This is a genomic window from bacterium (assembly GCA_023230585.1).
Taxonomy (GTDB): domain Bacteria; phylum Ratteibacteria; class UBA8468; order B48-G9; family JAFGKM01; genus JALNXB01.
In genome coordinates this window covers 1-21660 of sequence record JALNXB010000011.1, presented here as the reverse complement: position 1 = coordinate 21660, position 21660 = coordinate 1, and the positions used below count along the sequence as shown (strand labels likewise).

At 35.2% G+C, this 21660-nt stretch carries 17 protein-coding genes, 2 tRNA genes and 1 other RNA gene; 10 read left to right on the top strand and 10 right to left on the bottom strand.

Features of this window, described 5'->3' with window-relative positions:
- Positions 1-3: 3 nt before the first annotated feature.
- The 4 genes from M0P98_03735 to ssrS form a co-directional block, all read right to left on the bottom strand.
- The gene (locus tag M0P98_03735; protein ID MCK9265979.1) at positions 4-1005 is read right to left on the bottom strand and encodes a hypothetical protein; all 1002 of its coding nucleotides are present in this window, start codon (positions 1003-1005) and stop codon (positions 4-6) included.
- 109 nt (positions 1006-1114) lie between these two features.
- Positions 1115-1185, bottom strand: a tRNA-Gly gene (locus tag M0P98_03730).
- Between the two features lie 113 nt (positions 1186-1298).
- Positions 1299-1380, bottom strand: a tRNA-Tyr gene (locus M0P98_03725).
- 38 nt (positions 1381-1418) lie between these two features.
- Positions 1419-1598: non-coding RNA, 6S RNA (gene ssrS / locus M0P98_03720), on the bottom strand.
- Between the two features lie 68 nt (positions 1599-1666).
- On the opposite strand from ssrS, the gene tsaE reads away from it, so the two are divergent.
- The 6 genes from tsaE to M0P98_03690 all read left to right on the top strand — a co-directional run bounded on the left by tsaE (position 1667) and on the right by M0P98_03690 (position 9476).
- The gene (gene tsaE, locus M0P98_03715) at positions 1667-2113 is read left to right on the top strand and encodes a tRNA (adenosine(37)-N6)-threonylcarbamoyltransferase complex ATPase subunit type 1 TsaE (GenBank protein ID MCK9265978.1); all 447 of its coding nucleotides are present in this window, start codon (positions 1667-1669) and stop codon (positions 2111-2113) included.
- A 111-nt stretch (positions 2114-2224) separates the two neighbouring features.
- Complete coding sequence (locus M0P98_03710; GenBank protein MCK9265977.1) at positions 2225-3538, top strand: hypothetical protein; 1314 nt, start codon at positions 2225-2227, stop codon at positions 3536-3538.
- 12 nt (positions 3539-3550) lie between these two features.
- Positions 3551-4498, top strand: a complete 948-nt coding sequence (locus M0P98_03705) for an ROK family protein (GenBank protein MCK9265976.1) — start codon at positions 3551-3553, stop codon at positions 4496-4498.
- Positions 4499-4501: 3 nt separating this feature from the next.
- Positions 4502-5440 carry a methionyl-tRNA formyltransferase gene (fmt, locus tag M0P98_03700; GenBank protein MCK9265975.1) on the top strand — a complete coding sequence of 313 codons (939 nt, stop codon included), beginning with the start codon at positions 4502-4504 and terminating at the stop codon, positions 5438-5440.
- A gap of 164 nt (positions 5441-5604) precedes the next feature.
- Positions 5605-6816 carry an aspartate kinase gene (locus tag M0P98_03695; protein ID MCK9265974.1) on the top strand — a complete coding sequence of 404 codons (1212 nt, stop codon included), beginning with the start codon at positions 5605-5607 and terminating at the stop codon, positions 6814-6816.
- A 500-nt stretch (positions 6817-7316) separates the two neighbouring features.
- Positions 7317-9476, top strand: coding sequence for a hypothetical protein (locus M0P98_03690; GenBank protein ID MCK9265973.1), 2160 nt, complete (start codon positions 7317-7319; stop codon positions 9474-9476).
- 510 nt (positions 9477-9986) lie between these two features.
- Here the strand turns inward: M0P98_03690 and M0P98_03685 are convergent.
- Genes M0P98_03685 through M0P98_03660 form a run of 6 tightly spaced genes read right to left on the bottom strand, consistent with a single transcriptional unit; the run spans position 9987 to position 16628 of the window.
- The gene (locus M0P98_03685) at positions 9987-11585 is read right to left on the bottom strand and encodes a radical SAM protein (GenBank protein MCK9265972.1); all 1599 of its coding nucleotides are present in this window, start codon (positions 11583-11585) and stop codon (positions 9987-9989) included.
- A gap of 6 nt (positions 11586-11591) precedes the next feature.
- Positions 11592-12674 (bottom strand): rod shape-determining protein RodA, encoded by a 1083-nt coding sequence (gene rodA, locus M0P98_03680; GenBank protein ID MCK9265971.1) that lies wholly within the window; start codon positions 12672-12674, stop codon positions 11592-11594.
- Positions 12658-14427, bottom strand: a complete 1770-nt coding sequence (gene mrdA, locus M0P98_03675) for a penicillin-binding protein 2 (protein ID MCK9265970.1) — start codon at positions 14425-14427, stop codon at positions 12658-12660. The genes rodA and mrdA overlap by 17 nt, the downstream gene beginning before the upstream one ends.
- Complete coding sequence (locus M0P98_03670; protein MCK9265969.1) at positions 14391-14882, bottom strand: hypothetical protein; 492 nt, start codon at positions 14880-14882, stop codon at positions 14391-14393. The genes mrdA and M0P98_03670 overlap by 37 nt, the downstream gene beginning before the upstream one ends.
- Positions 14875-15546, bottom strand: a complete 672-nt coding sequence (gene mreC, locus M0P98_03665; protein ID MCK9265968.1) for a rod shape-determining protein MreC — start codon at positions 15544-15546, stop codon at positions 14875-14877. Before mreC ends, M0P98_03670 begins: the two co-directional genes overlap by 8 nt.
- A gap of 53 nt (positions 15547-15599) precedes the next feature.
- Positions 15600-16628, bottom strand: coding sequence for a rod shape-determining protein (locus M0P98_03660; protein MCK9265967.1), 1029 nt, complete (start codon positions 16626-16628; stop codon positions 15600-15602).
- Between the two features lie 237 nt (positions 16629-16865).
- Here M0P98_03660 and M0P98_03655 point away from each other — a divergent pair, with 237 nt between their 5' ends.
- The 4 genes from M0P98_03655 to M0P98_03640 are packed head-to-tail and all read left to right on the top strand — an operon-like array spanning position 16866 to position 21098.
- Positions 16866-18419 carry a glycosyltransferase family 39 protein gene (locus M0P98_03655; protein MCK9265966.1) on the top strand — a complete coding sequence of 518 codons (1554 nt, stop codon included), beginning with the start codon at positions 16866-16868 and terminating at the stop codon, positions 18417-18419.
- 48 nt (positions 18420-18467) lie between these two features.
- Positions 18468-19112: an endonuclease III gene (gene nth, locus M0P98_03650; protein ID MCK9265965.1), complete on the top strand. Its 645-nt coding sequence runs from the start codon at positions 18468-18470 to the stop codon at positions 19110-19112.
- Complete coding sequence (locus M0P98_03645) at positions 19109-19948, top strand: peptidoglycan DD-metalloendopeptidase family protein (GenBank protein MCK9265964.1); 840 nt, start codon at positions 19109-19111, stop codon at positions 19946-19948. The genes nth and M0P98_03645 overlap by 4 nt, the downstream gene beginning before the upstream one ends.
- Complete coding sequence (locus M0P98_03640) at positions 19938-21098, top strand: deoxyguanosinetriphosphate triphosphohydrolase (GenBank protein ID MCK9265963.1); 1161 nt, start codon at positions 19938-19940, stop codon at positions 21096-21098. Before M0P98_03645 ends, M0P98_03640 begins: the two co-directional genes overlap by 11 nt.
- The last annotated feature ends 562 nt before the right edge of the window (positions 21099-21660 follow it).

Genomic DNA, 21660 nt, shown 5'->3' with positions numbered 1-21660 from the left:
ATATTACCTCCCCTTAGCATCTTCTGGAAGAATGATTTTTTCTATAGATTGTGAATTTTCTTTCAAAAAATTAAAAGTTTTTTCTATTCTTATTTCATCTTCAATATCTGGAATTCTTCCAGCTTTCTCTAATTTCTCTTTATAAGTTGTTACTGGTTCCCCTATAGAACGACTAATCTTTTCAATTCTTTCATCAACATCTTTTGGTGTGACTTCAATCTTTTCAAGTTCAGATATTTTATCAAGTATAAAATATTTTTTAATATCAAGTTCAGCGACAGGTTTCATTTTTTCAAAAACTTCTTCTACTATCTTTTTTCTTTCTTCTTCTGTCTTATCTTTTAAATCAAGGCTTCTAAAATGGTCTTCGGTGTATCTTGCCGCTCTTTCTTGTATAAGTTTATCAGGAACTTGAAGTTCTACGTCTTTCATAACACCTTCCCACAATTCCTGTTCTTCTTGAACAGATGCTTTATATTTATTGTAGCCTTCCATTTGACCTCTTATCTTATCTTTCCAGGCACGTCTTTTGGAAGGGTCTATAATTGCGGCACTAAATTCTGGCTTTTTTTCCCATTCATCAAGAACTTTTTCAATTTCTTCTTCAGTAACAACTTCTGGGATTCTCTTCTTTACTGGTATACCTTTATATTTTTTCAGAACGACTTCTGGCTTAATCTCTGTATAAATCTTAAACTTTAAACCCTCTTGGTCAAGATTTACCTCGTAGATTGATGGTTCAACTACTACATTAAGGTTCTTCTCTTTTATGGTTTCATAATATAGTTCTGGTATAATTCTGTTAAGTAGATTTTCTTTAATAGTATCTGCAAATTTTGCTTCAATAATGCTTTCTGGTACTTTGCCTTTTCTAAAACCTTCGACAACAGCATCTTTTTTAATCTCATCTACTATCTTTTTTTTCTCAGTATCTACTTTTTCTTTCTCAACAACAAATACTAATTCTCTGCCAAGCAACGATTTTTCAATAACTTCTACTTTCATTTTTTCTCCGTCTTTATTATTAGATGAAAATAAAGTGTTAAAGTTTCTTTTGGAAGTTTAAGAGATGTTAAATTTTAGAGTTCAGGTTATGTAACAACTTCTAATTGTGAGCGGGGTACGGGAATCGAACCCGTATAATCAACTTGGAAGGCTGATGTTTTACCATTAAACCAACCCCGCTAAACTGTTTTAGTGGTTAAATTTGTTGATACTCTCTCTTGCCTACCTAATGATGTTTTATCCTTAATGTAGCAAAAGAAATTCATCACTATATTTCCTTTAGAATGACAAAATGGGCAGGGGAGGATTCGAACCTCCGAAGGCTAAGCCGCCAGATTTACAGTCTGGTGCGTTTGGCCACTCCGCAACCTGCCCTATTTATATTATACAAATTATAAACCTATATTATACATTAAAAGCCCGTTCCGCCGCAAAGATAGTATCCTTTGAGACCCTCAAGGTAAAGTGGGTACCTCTCCTGACAGCTTCAACTTTTCGCTTAAAGCGAACTTGTTGGCACTATACAGACTTAGTTCCCAAATATTTTGTGTTGGCTCAAGGATATTTAATCCTCACGCACGGAACAGGCATTTATATTTTACCTTCTTTTAAAAAAAATGTAAAATGTATTTAAAAAAGTTATTTTTTGAAAAAGACAATTATGGTATTTTATACAAAAAATTCTAAAGAGACTGTAAAGGTAGGTGAAAAAATTGCCAACCTTTTAAGGTATGGTGATATTGTTAGTTTTTCAGGTGAATTGGGAAGTGGAAAGACAACAATGATTAAAGGTATTGTTTTCTTTCTTACTGGTAAAATTGCCACAAGCCCTACTTTTGTCATTTTAAACGAATATAACGGGAAAATTCCTGTTTTTCATTTTGATCTTTATAGAATAGAACATATTGAAGAACTTTCTTCGTTTGGATGGGAAGAATATCTTGGGAAAGGTATAATTCTTGTTGAATGGGCTGAGCGAATTAAAAACCTGCTTCCTTTGACAACAATATTAATAAATATAGAATATATTAATGAGAAAAGGAAAATTTCTATATCTGGGTTAGAGGAACGTGTTTCAAGCAAAAAAAATAATCATAACCTCACTTGATTCAAATAGTTATACAAAATAGTTCTCCATAAAAGAGATTAGGAATAAAGAGTAAAGTGTAGGTATAAAACAGTGCCCCCTCGATGCACTCAACTGGGGCAAAGGAGAAATATGACAAGTCGAGAAAGAATCCTAAGAGTTTTAAATCACAAAATTCCTGATAGAGTACCTATTCATGATGTTGTATGGGACTCAACAATCAAAAGATGGCAGAAAGAAGGATTACCTGAGGATTTGTCTCCAGCAGAGTTTTTTGATTTTGAAATTGCAACTTTTAATGCTGATTTAACTCCAAGATTTCCAGTAAAAATTTTGGAGAAAAACGAAGAATTCATTATTTCTACTACTCCTTTTGGCGGTCAAAGAAAGAATTATAGAGACTATTCTACCACTCCTGAAATTATAGATTGGCCAATTAAATCTAAAGAAGACTGGAAAGAGATTAAAAAGAGATTGGCGCCTGATATGACAAGAATCAACTGGGCTGCTGGGCTACAAGCAAATAAGACTTCTTATGAAGCAGGGAAATTCTTATGTTTTGACTGTGCCACAGGGTACGATGCTCTACAGTATTATATGAAATCTGAACAGATACTCATAGCGATGGCTGAAGACCCTGACTGGATAAAAGAAATGTTGACAACATTATCTGAACTTGCAGTTGTAACCGCCGACCTGATGTTGAATAACGGTTTTAAGTTTGACGCTCTATTTAACTATAATGATATGGGATACAGAAACGGGTTACTGTTTTCACCGGAAACATATAAAAAGACCCACTATGACGCAGACCTTCTCCTTTATGAATATTTTCATTCAAAGGGGATGAAGACTATCCTGCATAGTTGTGGAGATGTTACAGAAATTATACCTACTCTAATTGAGGTTGGACTTGACTGTATCCAACCGCTCGAAGTTAAATCTGGAATAAATATGCTTGCTCTAAAAGAAAAGTTTGGGGATAGGTTATCTTTTATGGGTGGTATAGATGTTAGGGTTATGTCTGATAGCGACCCTAAAAAGATAGAAGAAGAAATAAAAAGAAAGTTTGAAATCGTAAAATCAAATGGTGGTTATATATATCATTCTGACCATTCTATACCTAAAAATGTTTCTTTTCAGCAATATTGTAGGGTAATAGAGTTGGTCAAACAATATGGCGTCTACCCAGAATATGAAAAAATATTAGCTGAGGAAAAATTACAACCAGAAGAAGACACCTCTGGTACAAGTAAAAAAGATGTGAAGAAAAAAAGACAAAAGAGGGAAAGAAAAAGTAAAAAACCTTCTACTAAAGTGCCTGAAAAAGTTGCACAACCAAAAGCCCCCGCAAAAAACGGTGCTCTTGTAGCAGACAAAAATGGTGATAAACCAGAAAAACCCGAACAAAAGAAATTTAAACTCCCCTTTGGGAAAAAGAAATAAAGAGGCATAAAAATGGAAAAAGTTGTTGGCATAGATTTAGGTGGAACATTTATTGAAGCTGGTCTTACGAATGAAGAAGGACAAATATTGAAAAAGAAAAGTTTCCCTACCCTTGCTCACCAAGGCAGAGATGTTGTTATTGAGCAGATATCAAAAGCAATAGATTTTTCTCTACAAGGAACCAACAATATAGTGAAAGGTATTGGTATAGGTACCCCCGGGGTTGTTGATAACAGAGGGTATGTGTTTGATTCCCCAAATTTACCGGGATGGGAGAACCTGCCTCTGAAAGATATTTTTCAAGAAAAATATTCTTTACCTGTTGTGGTAGAGAATGATGTTAACACTATTGCGTTGGGAGAATTTTTGTTTGGTGCAGGTAAAGGTAGCAATATAATGATTTGTGCAACTCTCGGTACTGGCGTGGGAGGCGGGATTGTTTATAAAGGAAAAATCGTTAGAGGTAAAAAATACTCTGCTGTTGAACTGGGGCATATAACAATAGATCATAATGGACCTCAATGTAAATGTGGAAATTATGGGTGTATAGAAAGGTTTGTTGGTAAAGAATATATTATAGAAAGAGCCGTTAAAGCAATAAAAGAAAAGAAAGAAACAATTATTTATTCTTTAGCCGATAAGAATTTAGAAAATATTACTCCCAAATTGATTAAAGAAGCGTTTGCCAAAGGAGATAAGGTTGCAGAAGAAATTTTGTTAGATGTTGGGCTCTGTTTAGGTGCTTTCTTTACCAGTTTGGTTAATATATTCAACCCAGAAATAATTGTTATTGGTGGTGGAATTGCACAAGATGCAGAAATAATATTTGAAACAATAAGAGATACTATTAAAAAAAGAGCTATGAAAAAACTGGCAGAAAATGTAAAAGTTGTTCCTGCAGGACTTGGAAGTGAAACAGGAATAATTTCTGCTGGAGCGTTACTATTTCAAAAGGTTTAATTAATGAATATACTATACTTTGGTTGTGATAATTTTGGTACTCCTACACTTGAAAAACTTCATATATCTCACAACCTCATAGGTGTTGTAACAGCACCAGATAAAAAGAGTGGAAGAGGTATGAAACTATGTTCAAACCACGCTAAACAATGGGCTGCAAAAAAAGGTGTAACTATTTATCAACCTGAAAATTTAGATACACAATTCGTTGAGTTTATTAAAACCCTTGATATAGATTTAATACTTCTTATCTCTTATGGGAAAAAACTACCAAGAGAAATAATTGAAATACCCAAAATATCTTCAATAAATGCCCACCCTTCCCTACTACCTAAATATAGAGGTGCTGCACCGATAGAATGGGCATTGATAAACGGGGAAGAAAAAACAGGGGTAACAATAATTACTATGACACCTAAAATAGATAGAGGAGGAGTGCTTGCTCAGAAAGAAGTTGTAATTGAAGATGAGGACGATATATTTTCTATGAAAGACAAACTCTCTTATTTTTCAGCAGAGATGGTTTTAAAAGTTATTAAAAAAATTTCTATATCGGGGTTAACCCCTTTACCTCAATCAGGAAAACCTTCTTACGCAAGAAGACTTACAAAAAAAGATGGGTTGATAGATTGGCAACTACCTTCTTACAAAATAAATAACCTTATACGAGGTATAAAAGAGTGGCCGGGAGCGTTTACATTTATGCAGGTAAAAGATTGCAAAAGATATGTAAAAATTTTTTCTGCTGAAAATATTGGGCAACAAAGTTCACAAGGAAAGCCAGGAGAAATAATTTCTATAGAGAACAATTTCATAGAGGTTGCTTGTGGTGTTGGAAGTATTAGAATAAAAGAGTTGCAGGTTGAAGGTAAAAAAAGAAATAAAGCGTACGAATTTGTTTGCGGATATAGGGTGTCACCGGGTTTTATTTTTTCTAAATAATTCAAAAAATTACCTAATGTTTTTCTTTAATAAAACTTCTTTTATTACTCTATTCAAAGTATTTTTGTTCTGATTAAAAAATATTATTTAGATTGGTATAACACAATTATATTTGATTTTTTTACCTTTTTTTCTTATACTGTATGGTTCAAAATGGAGGTTTTATGGCGTTAATTGTTCAGAAATATGGTGGCAGTTCTCTAAAAACAGTTGAGAATATACAATATGTTGCTCAAAAAATTATTGACTGCAAAAAAAAGGGTAATAAAGTAGTGGTGGTTGTTTCAGCGATGGGCAAAACAACCGATAATTTAATAAATATGGCTAAACAGATACATAATTCCCCGCCTAACAAGGAGATGGATATCCTTCTATCTACTGGCGAAATGGTGTCGGTGGCTATGTTATGTATTGCTATTGAAAACTATGGCGAAGAGGCAGAAGGTTTTCCTGGGTATTGTGCAGGTATAATGACAGACAATTCTCATACAAACGCAAGAATAGAGACTATCCGTCCTCTAAAAATACTTGAAGAATTAAGTAAAGATAAAATAGTTGTTGTGGCTGGTTTTCAAGGTATAAGTAAAGAGAATGCTATCACTACGTTAGGAAGAGGTGGTTCTGACTTAACCGCTATAGCTGTATCTGCGGCTTTAAAGGCCGATTTATGTGAAATTTATACTGATGTTGAAGGTATTTATACTGCCGACCCTAACCTGCTTCCTAAAGCTAAACTTATACCTCTGCTCTGTTATGAGGAATTGTTAGAGATGGCTTCAGCGGGAGCTAAGGTTATGTTTTCGAGGGCGGTAGAGTTTGCACAAAAATATAATGTTCCTTTTGTGGTTAAATCAACCTTTTCAAAAACGGGAGAAGGCACAATGGTAAAAGAAATACTATTAAATGAAGGGGTTGCAGTTTCAGCAGCCGCACTTGATGAAAAACAAGCAAAACTTACGATATATAAAGTTCCCGATAGACCTGGAATTTCTTCGAAAATTTTTAGTGCACTCGGAAACGCCAATATCAATGTTGATATTATTGTACAGAATGTTAGTAAAGAAAAAAAATCTGATATATCTTTTACTGTAAATATATCAGATGCAGAAAAAGCCAATAAAATAATAGAGGATGTCTCTAAAGAGATTGGAGCAGAAAGAACCGAGTGTGATACTGATATAGCCAAACTTACAATTATAGGTATTGGAATGATGAACCATGCAGGTATTGCTGGACGTATGTTTAGGGCTCTTGAGTTGGCAGATATAAATATAGAAATGATTAGTACTTCTGAGACTAAAATATCTTGTGTTATTAAAAAAGATGCTGGTAAAAAAGGGCTTCAAGCTGTCCATAAAGAGTTTATAGAAGACTAAAACGAAGGTCTATCCTTTATGATTTTCCTACCAAACTTGGAGATTTATCCCAACAGTTGTTCTGAGGGAGGTCTTTTAAATCTTTACGCCCCAGTTTACCATCCTGAACTTGTTTCAGGATCTCTAACCTAACCCCGTAACGTAAGTAATAAAAAACGAGATTCCGGATCAAGTCCGGAATGACAATCTTTCCTTATTTGCCTCTCCCCTTGCGGGAGAGGATGCAAGGTGAGGGGGGCTTTTGTGTTTTCTACTTTTACGTTTTGCCTATATTTGTCATTGAGAGGAGTCTTGTCCCGATAGTATTTGTGAGGGAAATTACCACGTTCCACTTTGGTTGCAAACCCACGCACTTTACTTTGTGTGCCATTCAATAATTAACCCACTCTTAATTAGAAATTATTGTCACACTATAAACATTGGTAATTTTTTGATATATATAATAGAATACACATATTCTTTTTAGCCCCTATCATAAGACCTTTTAAAGGAGAGATAAAATGTCAAAACAGGTAAAAGTAATCTCAAATAAGAATGGTTCAAGAAAACTTAAATTCAATCTAACTGATAACGATATTAAGTTCATTTTAACTGCCCCTAAAGAAATTACTTTCAACTTTACTTATTCATCTATGAACCCTTTCTCTATTACAAAACCCTGGAAGATTTTATACGAAGAACCTGAAGAAATAACAGTAGATATGCTCAACAAAGGTAGTATTAAAGTAGAAGCGAAGTACAAACTCTGTAAGATTAAAGATGTTTTTTCTTTTAGAGGGGAGTATCTTTATATAAAGCGTCAATGGCAATTATTCAAAAATCCTAACATTTCCCATTTTTCTTTTGGGACAAGCCTCCTGACCGGTCCCGGGAATTACCAGAAGGTAAATATACCCAATGTTATTTATAATGGCAACCCGTCTGCTTTTGAGCAGATACCGGTCCCAAGACTAAAAGAGACAGAAGGATATTCAATGGTTGTGGAAGAACACCGTCTGCCAATACCTGCTGTTAATGTTGAGTGGGAGAATAGAAAAGAAAAGTTTACTTCTTTAACTATCTTTTCTGTGCCTTCAAAAGTTTTTGGTAAAAGATCTAAGGAAGACCACTGGTGGTCGTCTGGTGTTGTTAGGACTGGAAAAGTTTGGAATATCCTTAATATGAGCGGTATAGTTGCCTTAAATGATGTTGCTGACCTTATATATGATAACAAATTTTATGATGTTGAGCTTCCGGGAGGTGGATATATTGATTTGCAGAAAAAAGGTGGAATCTTTGAGAAAGAACTCTATATTGACCTTTCTGAGTGTGATGAAGGAAGAGGGTTTCAACGTATGCTCCCAATGGGGTGGGAGGTTCTCCGCCCAAAAACTGAAGGTTTGTTTGACCTTGAAGAGACTATTAGGTTAAAAAAGAACGTTATGATATCCAGATGGAGAGAAGGAGAGGTTAACGGGTTTACGAGTGTACCACATTCTTACGAAGAAGGAAATGTTTACAATAGCCCCTTTGCTATACCTTTTGGGTGGACCGGACAGAATTTGCGTCTTGCGTGGTGCTCTTTTGCTCTGGGAATAAGAGAGAAGAATAATACTTTGATAGAGATGGGTAACAAGGTGATGGACACCTTTACAAATGCGCCTTCCCCTAATGGGAAAAAAGGGTTAAAGTATTTAAGATATATTGTTGAAGAGAAAAAATGGGTACCCCTTGGGGCAAATCGTATTGCAACACGAGCGTTTGGCGAAGCATTAAGCAATTTTTGCGACTGTATATTATTGTTAAGAGCCAATTCACTACCTGTAAAAGATAACTGGTTAAAGACGGTTAAAGAAGCAGGTGAGTTTTTATGTAAAAAAGAAGTTCTTAACAAGGCAGGAATCTTTCCTGTTTCTTTCTATATAGACGACACCCCAACGGATGAACTTGTTGTTGCGGGTGGTGCTCCCTGCGTTAGCGTGCTTTTTTACGCATACCAAGTAACAGGGGAAGAGAAGTTCCTCAAAAAGGGCTTAGAGATACTTGAGAGGTACTACCTGCTCTTTGGGGATAAGTTGAGAACTCCATTTAGCCACAGCACCCTTGATGCACGATGTGAGGATAAAGAGGCAGGACTTCTGTTCTTCATTGCAGCATACAGGGCATTTTTGATTACTGGAAACCCTCTTTACGGAAAATATGCTGAACTGGCTGCTGAATGGTCAAGTACCTTCGCTTATCTGTGGGACCCCGGATTTCTTAAAGGAACAATCTGTGAGAAGCAGGGGTTCAAGGCAACCTTCTGGCCCGGAGTAAGTGTTCAGAATGTTCATCTTGATGTTTTCTTCTACCCGTACGAGGTTTATAGACTTGGTAAGATGGTGGGGAATGAAAGACTGGTAAAACTTTGCCAGGGAATGATGAAAGCCTGGACTCACGGGATTTGCAGGTTCCCCGGTGATTGGGGATTCTCTATACCGGGGCAACAGGGTGAACAGTTTTTTCAAACCAATTTTATGTTTGGGTTAAATAAACCTGAAAGTTTAAAGTTAGGCAGAAAGAAAATTCCTACGATAGAATGGAGAGGAGGGTTTAACCCATGGAATACAACCTGGATTATTGCTTCTGTGCTTCAGTCTGGTATAAGATTTCTTAACGAGAAGGAGAAGAGAATAAAGTAGTGTTGCCCTACTCTTTTCTGTGAAGGAGAAAGCAGGCTTCTAAAATGAATTCAGGCTCTTTTTTAAGTGGTTGTAAAAATGGGATTGCCACGCCAAAAAACGGCTCGCAAAGACCGAATGGGGGGTGCAAAAACGAGATTCCGGATCAAGTCCGGAATGACATATAGGGGGCAACCTCATCCTTTATCGTTACGGCTTTCGTTTTTGGTTAAGTTGCTAACTGCCCCTCCACCTACGCCAAGGTATACCTGCCGAAGCTTGTATTGTAGCGTAGGTTGGCTTTGGCGGATAAAGCTCGCAAAATAAACTACAAAAGACCGAATGGGGGGCTGTTAACGAAAGGTTCAGCCCTTTTGTTCCCCTACTCTGAGCCTGTTGAACCCTTCGGAGACGCTTTTTGTGAAGAAGGGTAAGTTCTCAGAGTGCCCGATTGTGGCGTAGAAGGTGTTTGCGCCGTAGTACCAGAGTGAGTAGACACCACATACTTTTTTACCCCTTTATGTATTTTTATTAGACCTCTATTAAGTCCCAAGGAAGGGTTGTCTGTTTCATCTCGTCAAGGTAGGTTGAGAAAGATAGACCTTTATTAGTAAAACTATCTTGCCATAAAGAGAAATTAAAAGATTCTCCCCAGTTTTCCATTTTTGCACCTTTCTGCCAAACATCAAGTATAACATCAGAAAGGGCTTCATCCCCTCTACCAAGGAGACCTTCAACACAACTCATCTGGTAAGGATGGAATGTAAGTTTTGTAAATCTACTGTTTCTTACTTTTTCAACAATAAGCTTTTTTCTTGCTTCATATTCTTCTTGAGATATGAACCGTTTCCTTTCAAATATTGAGTGAGGTTTTGGCACAAAAGTATTAAATGCTGCCTTTATTGTTATTGTTCTTGAAAGTTCGTTTATCAAGCGGGCAATATCTAAAATATCTTTCTCTTCTTCCCCGGGGAGTCCGAGCATAAAATATAGTTTAATCTGTCTCCATCCGTCTGCTTTTGCCTGTTTAACCATCTTTAGCAGTTCTTCATCCTTAATTTTCTTACCTATATCAAATCTTAACCTTTCGCTTGTTTCTGGTGCAAAGGTAAGCCCTGTCTTTTTTATTTCTTTAAGTTTGCTTGCAAGTTCAAAGGAGAAGGTATCTATTCTAACCGAAGGGAACGAGATGGTCACCCTCTTTTCTTTAAAGAAGGATAAGAGCCCATCAACAATCTTTTCTATTTTAGGATGGTCACCTGATGAAAAAGATAGTAGAGATACTTCGTCATAACCAGTGTTTTTATAGGTCTGTCCGGCTATTTCAACAATTTTTTCTACGCTCCTTGCTCTAACAGGTTTCCAACAACTACCAGCTTGACAAAAAAAACAGCCCTGCCCACAACCTCTCATTATTTCAAGAGATATTCTATCGTGAACTATTTCTGTCAACGGAACAATCCATTTTGTAGGGAAAAAAGAGCCATCAAAATTTTTAACAAAACGTTTTTTGATTTTACCACTCGTATATAAAGGCGAGTAAATCCCTTGAATGTGTGAAATTTTTTCAATTATTTTTTCTCTTTCAAATCCTTGATATTCTTTGAATGTTTCTATTAACTCAGGCAATACTTCCTCTCCTTCGCCTACAATAAAGATATCTATAAAAGGAGTTAGTGGAGAAAAGTTGTAGACACTGTTACCACCAGCAACTATAATAGGAGAATCTTTACATCTATCTTTTGAAAGAATAGGTATATCAGAAAGGGATAAAATATTAAGAATATTTGTGTAGTTAAGTTCTGAAGAGATACTAAATCCTAAAAAATCAAAATTTTTAACAGGTTTTTTTGACTCGAGGGTAAAAAGAGGTATTTTTTTAGTTCTAAGAATCTCTTCCATATCCGACCCAGGAGAAAAAACTCTCTCACAACCCACTTCGTCTATTTCATTTAAAAGCCCGTAAATAATCCTTACTCCAAGTGAAGACATTCCTATTTCATATAAATCAGGATAAGATAAAGCAAAAGAGACTTTCGGGTCGTGTTTGTGATAAACGTTAATCTCTCCTCCTGAGTACCTTGAAGGAGTTTGAACAAAAGGTAATATATCAGAGATTGTTTTTTTCATAATATTTTAAAACATTAGGGAATTTTCTTTTATACTCACAAGCAACATAATTGAAATAAGAAATACTATAAGAGATGAACCGCCATAACTTATAAAAGGTAAAGGAAGCCCTACAACTGGAAAAAGTCCTAATGTCATACCTATATTGATAAAAACGTGGGAAGCAAACATCGAAAGTATTCCTGTACCTAAAAGTCTACCGAAACTGTCTTGGGTAGAATATATAATATCTAAAATAGCTTTAAACAACATATAATATAGAAGCAATACAACTATCACGCCAATTAAACCAAACTCCTCAGCAAGAACACAAAATATAAAATCGGTATGATATTCAGGCAGAAAAGCAAGTTTTGATTGAGTTCCTTTCAGATACCCTTTACCCAACATTCTACCTGAACCAATAGTAATAATTGATTGAATAAGGTTGTAACCTTTCCCGAGAGGGTCCCTCATAGGATTTAAAAACATTAATATACGTTCTTTCTGGTATTCTTTCATAAATAACCAAAATATAGGGCTCATCAAGACACCAGTAGCAATCATTAAAAACATATGGATTTTTCTACCGCCTGCCTGGTAAAATATAGCAAAAAAAACTATTATAAAAATAAAAGCTGTCCCTAAATCAGGTTGTTTAAGAATACATAAAAAGGGGATACTTAATATAAGAAGTCCCGCCAAAAGAACTGAAAATCTTTTAACGTTTTTTTCAGAAAAATATGAAGATAAGGTTATTACAACTATAAGTTTCGCAAATTCTGATGGCTGAAAATGGAACCATCCCATCCTTATCCACCGTGTAGCACCTGCACCTTTCCCGAAAAAAAGAACAAAGAAGAGGAAAAAGAGGCCTAACAGGTATAATAATGGAGAAAATTTTTTTATATCACGGTAATCTATGTCTCTTAAAAAAGATATTAAACCACTACCTAAAAGCACCCATATCAATTGTTTAAGAAAAAAACTTTCTTTACTGGTTACACTTTTAGAAGCACTAAATAACGCCAACAACCCTATTACAATAATTGTGTATGTCCAAATTAGCAAAAAATTATCTCCAAATTTATTCTTAAAATATTTCAACATTCTCTACCTCTTCAACAGTTTCTGTTTCTTCCTCAGAAACATCGCTATTCTCATTTTCATCGTCTATTTCTTCGCCTTGTGCAAACACTTTTTTTAGTATTCTTGAAGCAACCACTGTCGCTTCTGGACCAGACGCCCTATCAAGGAACACAACCATTGCAATTCTTGGGTTGTCTGCTGGAGCATAGCAAGCAAAAAAACCGTGAGTTCCAAGCCCAAGTTCGCTTTGGGCTCTTTGAACTGTTCCTGTTTTTCCTGCAATCTCTATATTTTCAAGTTTGTACCTTCCACCTGTACCAAAAACCATAACATTTTTTAACCCTCTTTTAACTATTTCCATAGAATCAGAACTTATAAATACTGTCTTCTTTATAATAGGTGCAAACTCTTTGATTACATTATCATTAGAATCGGTAATCTCTTTCACTATGTACGGTTTCCATATATTTCCGCCGTTTGCAACGGTTGAAATTAAAGAAACAAGTTGCAAAGGTGTTACCAGAAGAGGACCTTGACCTATAGAAAGGTTTAAGGCATCAACCATAGACTTGTCAGGGACAAAACCTGATTTTTCTTCAGGAAGGTCAATCCCTGTTGCTTTCCCCAGTTCAAACATTTTTGCAAACTCAATCATTTTAGATACTCCAGCCCTCATTCCAATTGTGCCAAAGAAAACATTGCAAGAAAAAGGTAGAGCACGATTTATATCTAACCATCCGTGTCCATCTAAATTCCAACACTTAAATACTCTATTACCAACCTCTATAGACCCTCTACATTCGACCCTGTCATATTCGGCAATATTTCCTGATTCAAGAGCTGAAAAAGCAGTAATTATCTTAAAGACTGAACCGGGCGAATACTGCCCCTTAATTGCTCTATTCAAAAATGGATGTCCTTTTTTTGTGAAGTATTCCTTAAGGTTTTCTGCATCAAAAGCAGGTTTGCTCACAAGGGCGAGTATCTGTCCGTTTCTTGGGTCCATAGCAACAACACTTCCTTGCCTCCCACCAAGTTCTACGTCAACTATCTCTTGGATAGTCTGGTCGATAGTTAATATTAGATTGTTACCCGGAATAGACTGTTTTTTCCCTAAAGTTTTTCCATGGTACCCTCTTGCATCTACTTCTACCTCAACACCACCAGAAATTCCGCGTATATATTGGTCATACATCTTCTCTATTCCATCTTGCCCTATTACAGCACCAGATTTTAACCCTGCATTCTTAAAACTAAGCAACTGCAATTGTTTTTCACTTATTTCTCCAACATATCCAAGAATATGTGCAGTAGCTTGCCCCAATGGATATTCCCTAAGCAACCCTTCTTGTATGAAGATACCCCCAAGTTTTGAAGCGTTCTCTTCAATCAAAGAAACCTCTGCGGTTGTTAATTTTTTCTTCAACACAATCCTGTCGAACGGGTTTGAATATTTTGAAGTAAGTTTTTTTAATAGTGAGGTTTTATCAATACTTATAAGTTTAGATAGAAGTTCAGCTTCTGCTTCAGGAGAGTCTAAATCGTAAGGTATAAAAACAAGTTGTAAAGACGGAGTATCTTTTGCAAGAGGCCTTTTATTTCTATCATATATAACACCTCTTGGGGTACCTGTTTCAACAATTCTTATACAATTTCTTATAGAGAGCTGATAATAATGATTGCCTCTTAGAACTTGTAAATAAAAACACCTCAAGATAATAATAGCAAGTAGTACCTTTATGGTATTCCCAAATAATCCTTTTTCCATTTCCATCTGTATCTTCTCATCACCCATTCAATTAAGAAAAATATTACACTATTATAAAAAGCAAATATTAACGAATACTTAGCTAACGGTATAAAAGTCCACAAAAACCCTTTATCTGGTTTAAAAAGAACAACAAGGAAGTAGATAATGCTCATAAAAAAAACAAGAACAGACCTGCCAAGTATACTTTTCAATTTTAAAAAACTATTCAAATAGACAAGTATAAGGAAACATATACTTGTAGTTCCTAAAACTCCGTGAGAAAAAATATCGTGAAGTATACCAGTAATTAAAGCAAATAAAAGTGCTATTTCTATGTTCCCGTCCCAAGTGAGTACCATCAACCATACAAGAAAAAAAGAAGGAATAACCGATGATTTCAAATAGACTAACAAGAAAAATTGTAGACTACAAACGATAAATAATTGTTCAATAATTTTTATTATAAATCTTCTATTCACCTATAAGCACCTCGTCCATACGAGAAACGCAGGTGTATGGTTTAACTTGTATATGAAAAAAAAGAGAATCTGGGACTTTTGTGACAGTAACCACTTCTCCAACAATAAGACCTTTTGGGAAAAAATCGCTATATCCAGAGGTTAATATCCTATCTTTTTTTTTAATCTTACTTTCATTACTTATAAATTTTAGAGGACAGAGAGGAACAGTCCCGCCTTCCATTATTCCTATTTCTTCAGTTGTTTCAACGATAACGCTCACTTTAGAGGATGAGTTAAAAATTGTTGTTATTTTAGAAGAGTTTTTTTTAACATCTGTTACTCGCCCAACAAGAAAAAGTTCCTTTGAAACCGCACACATACCTTCCCTTATACCGTCATCCGAACCTTTGTTTACAAAAATTTCTGCAGGAAAAACGTACGGGTTTACTGAAGTAACACCACCTACCGCAAATGAAGAAAAATAGGTCTCTTTTTTCTTTATATTAAGAATTTCTCTTAACCTTGCATTTTCAGCAATCAACTCTCCGTAGTTTATTTTTTCCTTAACAAACCCTTCTTTTTCAATAGATTTAATCTTGTTTACATAACTTCTACCTGTTAAAAGTATAGAGAAAAACAGGCACATTGCAAATATTATTTCCCTCCTGAAACACCATATCATATTAGTCTCTTTATATTAAAACGTTGATTAATTTTAAATTATTTTATCTTTTGTCAATCGCTCGGAAATTGTTTGAAATATTGAAATTCTTCAAGCATTTTACCTGTACCCCTAACAACCGCTGTAAGAGGTTCATCTGCAATAAAAACAGGCAGTTTTGTTTCTTGAGAAATAAGTTTATCAATACCTTTTAACAATGCACCGCCGCCTGCAATAGTTAACCCTCTATCTATTAAATCACTAGATAGTTCTGGTGGTGTCTCCTCAAGAAGGTCCCTTACTGCACTAACTATATTAAAAAGGGTATCTTTTAATGCTTCCCTTATCTCCTCTGAATGTATTTTAACCATTTTAGGTAGTCCTTCTACAAGACTTCTACCGTTTACATCAAGGGTTAACTCCTCCTCAAGAGGTGAAGCAGAACCAATCTTTATTTTTATGTTTTCTGCAGTCTTCTCACCTATTAATAGGTTATATTTTTTCTTAAGGTATTCAATAATAGCCTCATCCATTTCGTTACCTGCAACTCTCAAACTTTTAGGAAGAACTATCCCACCAAGAGAAATAACTGCCATCTCTGTTGTTCCGCCACCTATGTCAAGAATAAAACTTCCACAAGGTTCTGCGACAGGTAACCCAACACCAACTGCTGAAGCCATCGGCTCTTCAACAAGTCTTACCATTCTTGCCCCTGCTTTGGTAGCCGTTTCTTTAACAGCTCGCCTTTCAACACTTGTGATACCAGAAGGAACCGATATGATAATTTTAGGAGGTATAACAAACCTATGTCTTGGGGTTAATACCTTTGTTATAAAATGTCTCAACATAGACTCACAGGCTTCAAAATCAGCAATAACGCCATCTTTCATAGGTTTCATTGCAACAATGTTAGACGGAGTTTTTCCGACCATTCTTTTTGCTTCGCTACCTGTTGCCTTTATCTCTTTGGTGTTAATATCTATGGCAACTATAGAAGGTTCTTGAAGGATAACTCCTTTACCATTAACGTATACACAGGTGTTTGCAGTCCCCAAGTCAATACCTAAATCGTTTGAAAAAAATCTAAGAAATCTGGATATCATTTTTTCTCCCCTCTTATTCTTGTTGAAAGTAATTGATTAGATTTTAATATAAACATCCATTTAATACTATTAATTATAACATTAATTTGAAAATTCTTACAAAATCAAAAAAGTTTTTTCTGTATTAACTAAAGACATCGGTTAGACCTTCATAAAATAGATACTACGCTACCCCAAATAAGAGGAAATACCACACTTTTTTGAACTTAAACCATAATTGTATTATAATTACAACTAATGGATATAACAAACAGAACTAAAATAAATTACGGAGTTTTAACCTTCTTTTTGATTGCTCTTACTACTCTTTTTAGGTTCTTCTATATCACACTTTTACCACTCTCTGCTGATGAGGCGTATCTTTGGGTATGTAGTAGACATCTTGCCTTATCTTTTTATGACACTCCCCCTTTTGCCCCTTTTATGATTTACGTATCAACTAAATTGTTTGGAAACACTGAGTTTGCTGTTAGAACTTTTGTTGCAATTTTAATGGCATTTTCTGCTTACATCTCTTACTTGTTAACTAAAGAGGTTACTCAAGGTAATAAAAAAGCCGCTTTTTTTTCTGCTTTAATGGTTATGCTTATACCTGGTTATGCTTTTGCTGGGTTGTTATCTGGAGTGGAAGCACCGCTCATATTTTTTTACATTTTATCTGTATATCTGCTTTACCAAGCAATAATTAAAGAAAAACATCTCTGTTGGTATCTTGCAGGAATAACTTTTGGGCTTGGATTTAATTCCAAATACCTAATAATGTTTATACCTTTATCGCTATTTCTTTATTTGGTAGTTTCAAAAGAGAAAAGAAAGTGCCTTAAAACCCCCTGCCCTTACACTTTTCTTTTGATTGGCCTGTTGGTATCTATGCCTGTAATAATATGGAACTCACAAAATGAATGGGCAAGTTTTCTATTAAATTTTTTTAGTCGAACAAGAACCTCTGCTTCTATTTCAATAAATTTTTATAACCTTATTAAACATATAGGGGCTCAAGCAGGGATTATATCTCCATTAATGTTAATCTTTCTTTTATACGGGTTTGTAAAAATATTTATTGAAGGGGTGTTCAAGAATAATAAAGAACTGTTTTTTTTGTTATCTTTTTCTTACCCTGCACTCCTTTTTTTTGGACTATATTCTTTGTTTATTGAGATTCCCGCACCCCATTGGGTGGGTACTGGTTATTTAACTATCATTGCTGGACTACCATATTTTATTCATAAAAATAAATTTAACAGACCTATAAAGGCGTTTTTTTCAACGTCTCTTGTAACCGCTATTTGTATTACCTTACTGCTCCATTCTATTCCTTTAATAAAAAATATGCTTCTCAAAATACCTTTTAATACAAATGCTAAGAACGAGTTTGAATCTTTTTTGTCTAATTTTCCCTCTAAAGTTGGGAAAAAACTTGGAGATATAAAAAGTTCAATACCTAACAATGAAAACTATTTTTTGATAGGTAGAGGGTTTGCGTTGGCTTCATACCTTGAATTTTATAACCCACAACAGGAACAAGTTTATATGATTTTTCAAAGAACAAAAGTTGGGCACGGCTACTATTTCTGGCAAGATATTAATGAAAAGAAAGGTATGAACGCTATATTTGTAGACGAAGATAGAAGGTGCGAAGAGATGCTACAAACCCTATTTTCTAAGGTAGAACTTATTGAAGATTATCATATAAGAAATGAAAAAGGCGAACCTTTGATGACTTTTTTCTTCTATGATTGTATAGATTTCAAAGGTATGGAAAAAGAGAAACCGCCAGTATTGAAACAATGATTTTTGTATGAAATTGAAAAAATAATCTTAATATTGTAAAATTTAAATATGAAAAACTCTGTGAAACAAATTATTAAAATACTCGATTCTGAGTACCCAAATGCGAAGAGTGCTTTAAAATATCAGACACCTTTACAGATGCTTATTGCTACAATACTATCTGCCCAAACAACCGATGAAAGAGTTAATATGGTTACACCTGGACTTTTCAAAAAATATAGGACAGTAGACCAATTTGCAAAGGCGCCCGTTGAAGATATACAAAATGAAATAAGATCGGTCAACTATTATAAAACTAAAGGAAAGAACATTAAAACTCTTTCTCAGTTACTGTTAAAGAATTTTCAAGGCCAAGTTCCAGATTCAATGGAAGAACTTATTACTTTACCCGGTGTTGCCAGAAAAACAGCAAATGTTGTTCTGGGCGAGGCTTTTGGAAAAACTGAAGGATTTGTTGTTGATACCCACGTTAAAAGACTCTCGTTTCGGCTTGGTCTAACAGAAGAAACTAAACCTGAAAAAATTGAAGTCGACCTTATGGAGTTGATTCCACAAAAACATTGGATAGATTTTTCAATGCAACTTATCTTACATGGCAGAAAAGTGTGTATTGCAAGAAACCCCAAATGTCATATTTGTAAATTAGATACTCTCTGCCCTTACTTTAAAAATACACTAAAAACACAAAAATGAAATATAAAAATGTAACCAAAAATATTGTTTTACCAAAAAAACTTAAAATGCTAATCATTCTTCTTATACTTACTACTGGATGCAGCACTACTGGAAGCACTAATTCTGCCCCTGTTGAACAGATTGCTACTAAAGAGGCTTTACATTACGTTAGAGGTGGAGAAAACCTTTTTAGAATCTCTAAATACTATTATGAACCTGCAAGTACTGAAGATATATTAAAAGGGGTTGACAAAATAAAAATAGCTAACTCTATGAAGGCAGAAGGATTATCTATAGGTCAAAGACTTCGAATCCCTGCCACAAACAAGACCCAACCAAACTATGCTTTAACACCGCCAGAAACTGCTACCACCAGTTCAAAAACAGACAAACAACAGACTGTTCAGCAGGTTGCTCCGTCACAACAACAAACATCCGAAACAAGTATACCTGAACAACCTTCACCAATTATTAGTAATAAAGTTTTTTTATGGCCAACCAATGGTAGAATCGTCTGTAATTTTGGGGAGTTGAATAATCAAGGTATAGATATTATAGTACAACCTTCAAAAGAAATTGTAGCCTCAGATGCTGGCAAAGTGGTTTTTGCAGGCACAACCTCAAAACATCAAGAAACTATTATTCTGGAACATAAGAACAATATTTTTACTGTATATGCTCACGATATAGAAATACTTGTTAAGGCAGGCGATAATATCAATAAGGGCGCCACAATAGCAAAAATCAAAAGCGGTACACACAGAATAAGATACCTACATTTTGAGATACGTGTTGGGAGTGTTTCTGTGAATCCTTTATTTTATTTACCTCAGCAGGAGAAAAATGATAGATAATAATCAAACAAATGAATTTGAACATAGAAACCTTGCAGCGTACGCAGTTAAATCTTTTGAAACTCTCGGTAGAAAATATTCTGAAAAAGAGCATCCTTTAAGAACACCTTTTCAGAGAGATAGAGACAGGATTATCCACTCAACTGCTTTCAGAAGACTTGAATATAAGACACAGGTTTTTATTTACCATGAAGGCGATTACTACAGAAACCGACTCACACACACCCTTGAAGTTCAACAGATTGCCAGAACTATTGCGCGAATCTTACGGCTTAACGAAGACCTTGTTGAAGCAATATCATTAGCTCATGATATTGGACATACACCTTTTGGACATAACGGAGAAACTATACTTAATAGTCTTATGCTTAAAAATGGTTTTAAAGGTTTTGAACATAATAGGCAAGGATTAAGAATAGCTGACAAACTTGAAAACAAGTACCCTCAGTTTCAGGGATTAAATCTGTCTTTTGAAGTAAGGGAGGGAATAATAAAACATATAACAAGTTACGATCTTCCCGCTGAAGATACAGAATATGAAGAGTTTGTTAAAAACCCTTCTCCTTCTCTCGAATCGCAGATAGTCAATTTTGCAGACGAAATTGCTTACACCTGCCACGACCTTGATGATGGGCTTAAGTCGGGTATGATATCTTTTCAGGATTTAAGAAATATTCAGTTATGGAAAGATATAGAATCTGCTTCTTATACAGAAAACCTAAACGATGAACTCAAAAGAATCGTTATAATAAGAAATCTGATAAATTTTCTTGTTGAAGACCTTGTTGAACAGAGTTGGTCAAATATTAAACGTTCAGGCATATCGTCTGTGGATGATGTGAGAAAGAGTGAGCCTATCCTTTCGCATTCAAAAGAATTAAAAGAGAAACATATACAGATGAGAAAACTTCTTGAAGATAATATGTATTCTCATTTTAGGGTAGTAAGAATGGCACAAAAAGCGGCACGGGTGATAGAAAATCTCTTCAATTCCTATATTGACGAACCTAAACAACTACCTCCTCACACTCAAAAAAAGATTGAAAGAGAACCTAAAGAGATTGTTATTTGCGATTATATAGCAGGTATGACAGATAGATACGCTCTTCTTGAACACCAGAAACTCTTTGACCCTGATTTCTCTGTATAAAAATTGATTTCAACAAATTTTACAGCAAAGACGATTAAGACTTAATTGTAAATCTTTGTGAACACCACCCAAAGCAGATGGTCTGCCTTACGGGTTTGCAGAAATAAAGAATAAAAAAGTATGGGGTGTCTATTCTCTCTGGGTACTACGGTGCATACACCTTCTACGCCACAATCGGGCACTCTGAGAACTCACCCTTCTGCATAGAAGACATCTCCGAAGGGCTTAACAGGCTCAGAGTAGGGGAACAAAAGGCCTAAACCTTTTGTTAACAGCCCAATTCTTGCTTGAGTTGTAGTAGCACCTCGTAATTCGTTCATAGACACATACTTTTTTAACGAAGAAAAGACAAAGGCAAGGTTAAAAGCATAAAAGAAAAGCGTATGGGGTGTCTATTCTCTCTGGGTACTACGGTGCATACACCTTCCCCTTTTTGCCTTCTCCCCTTGAGGGAGAAGAGTGCTGGTGCGAAGAATAATGAGCACTGTATAGCACAAAGGGCGAGTCGGTGAGCCCGCTGACTGAAGCCCGTAGGGCAAGAAAGGATGAGGGGGGGTAGTTG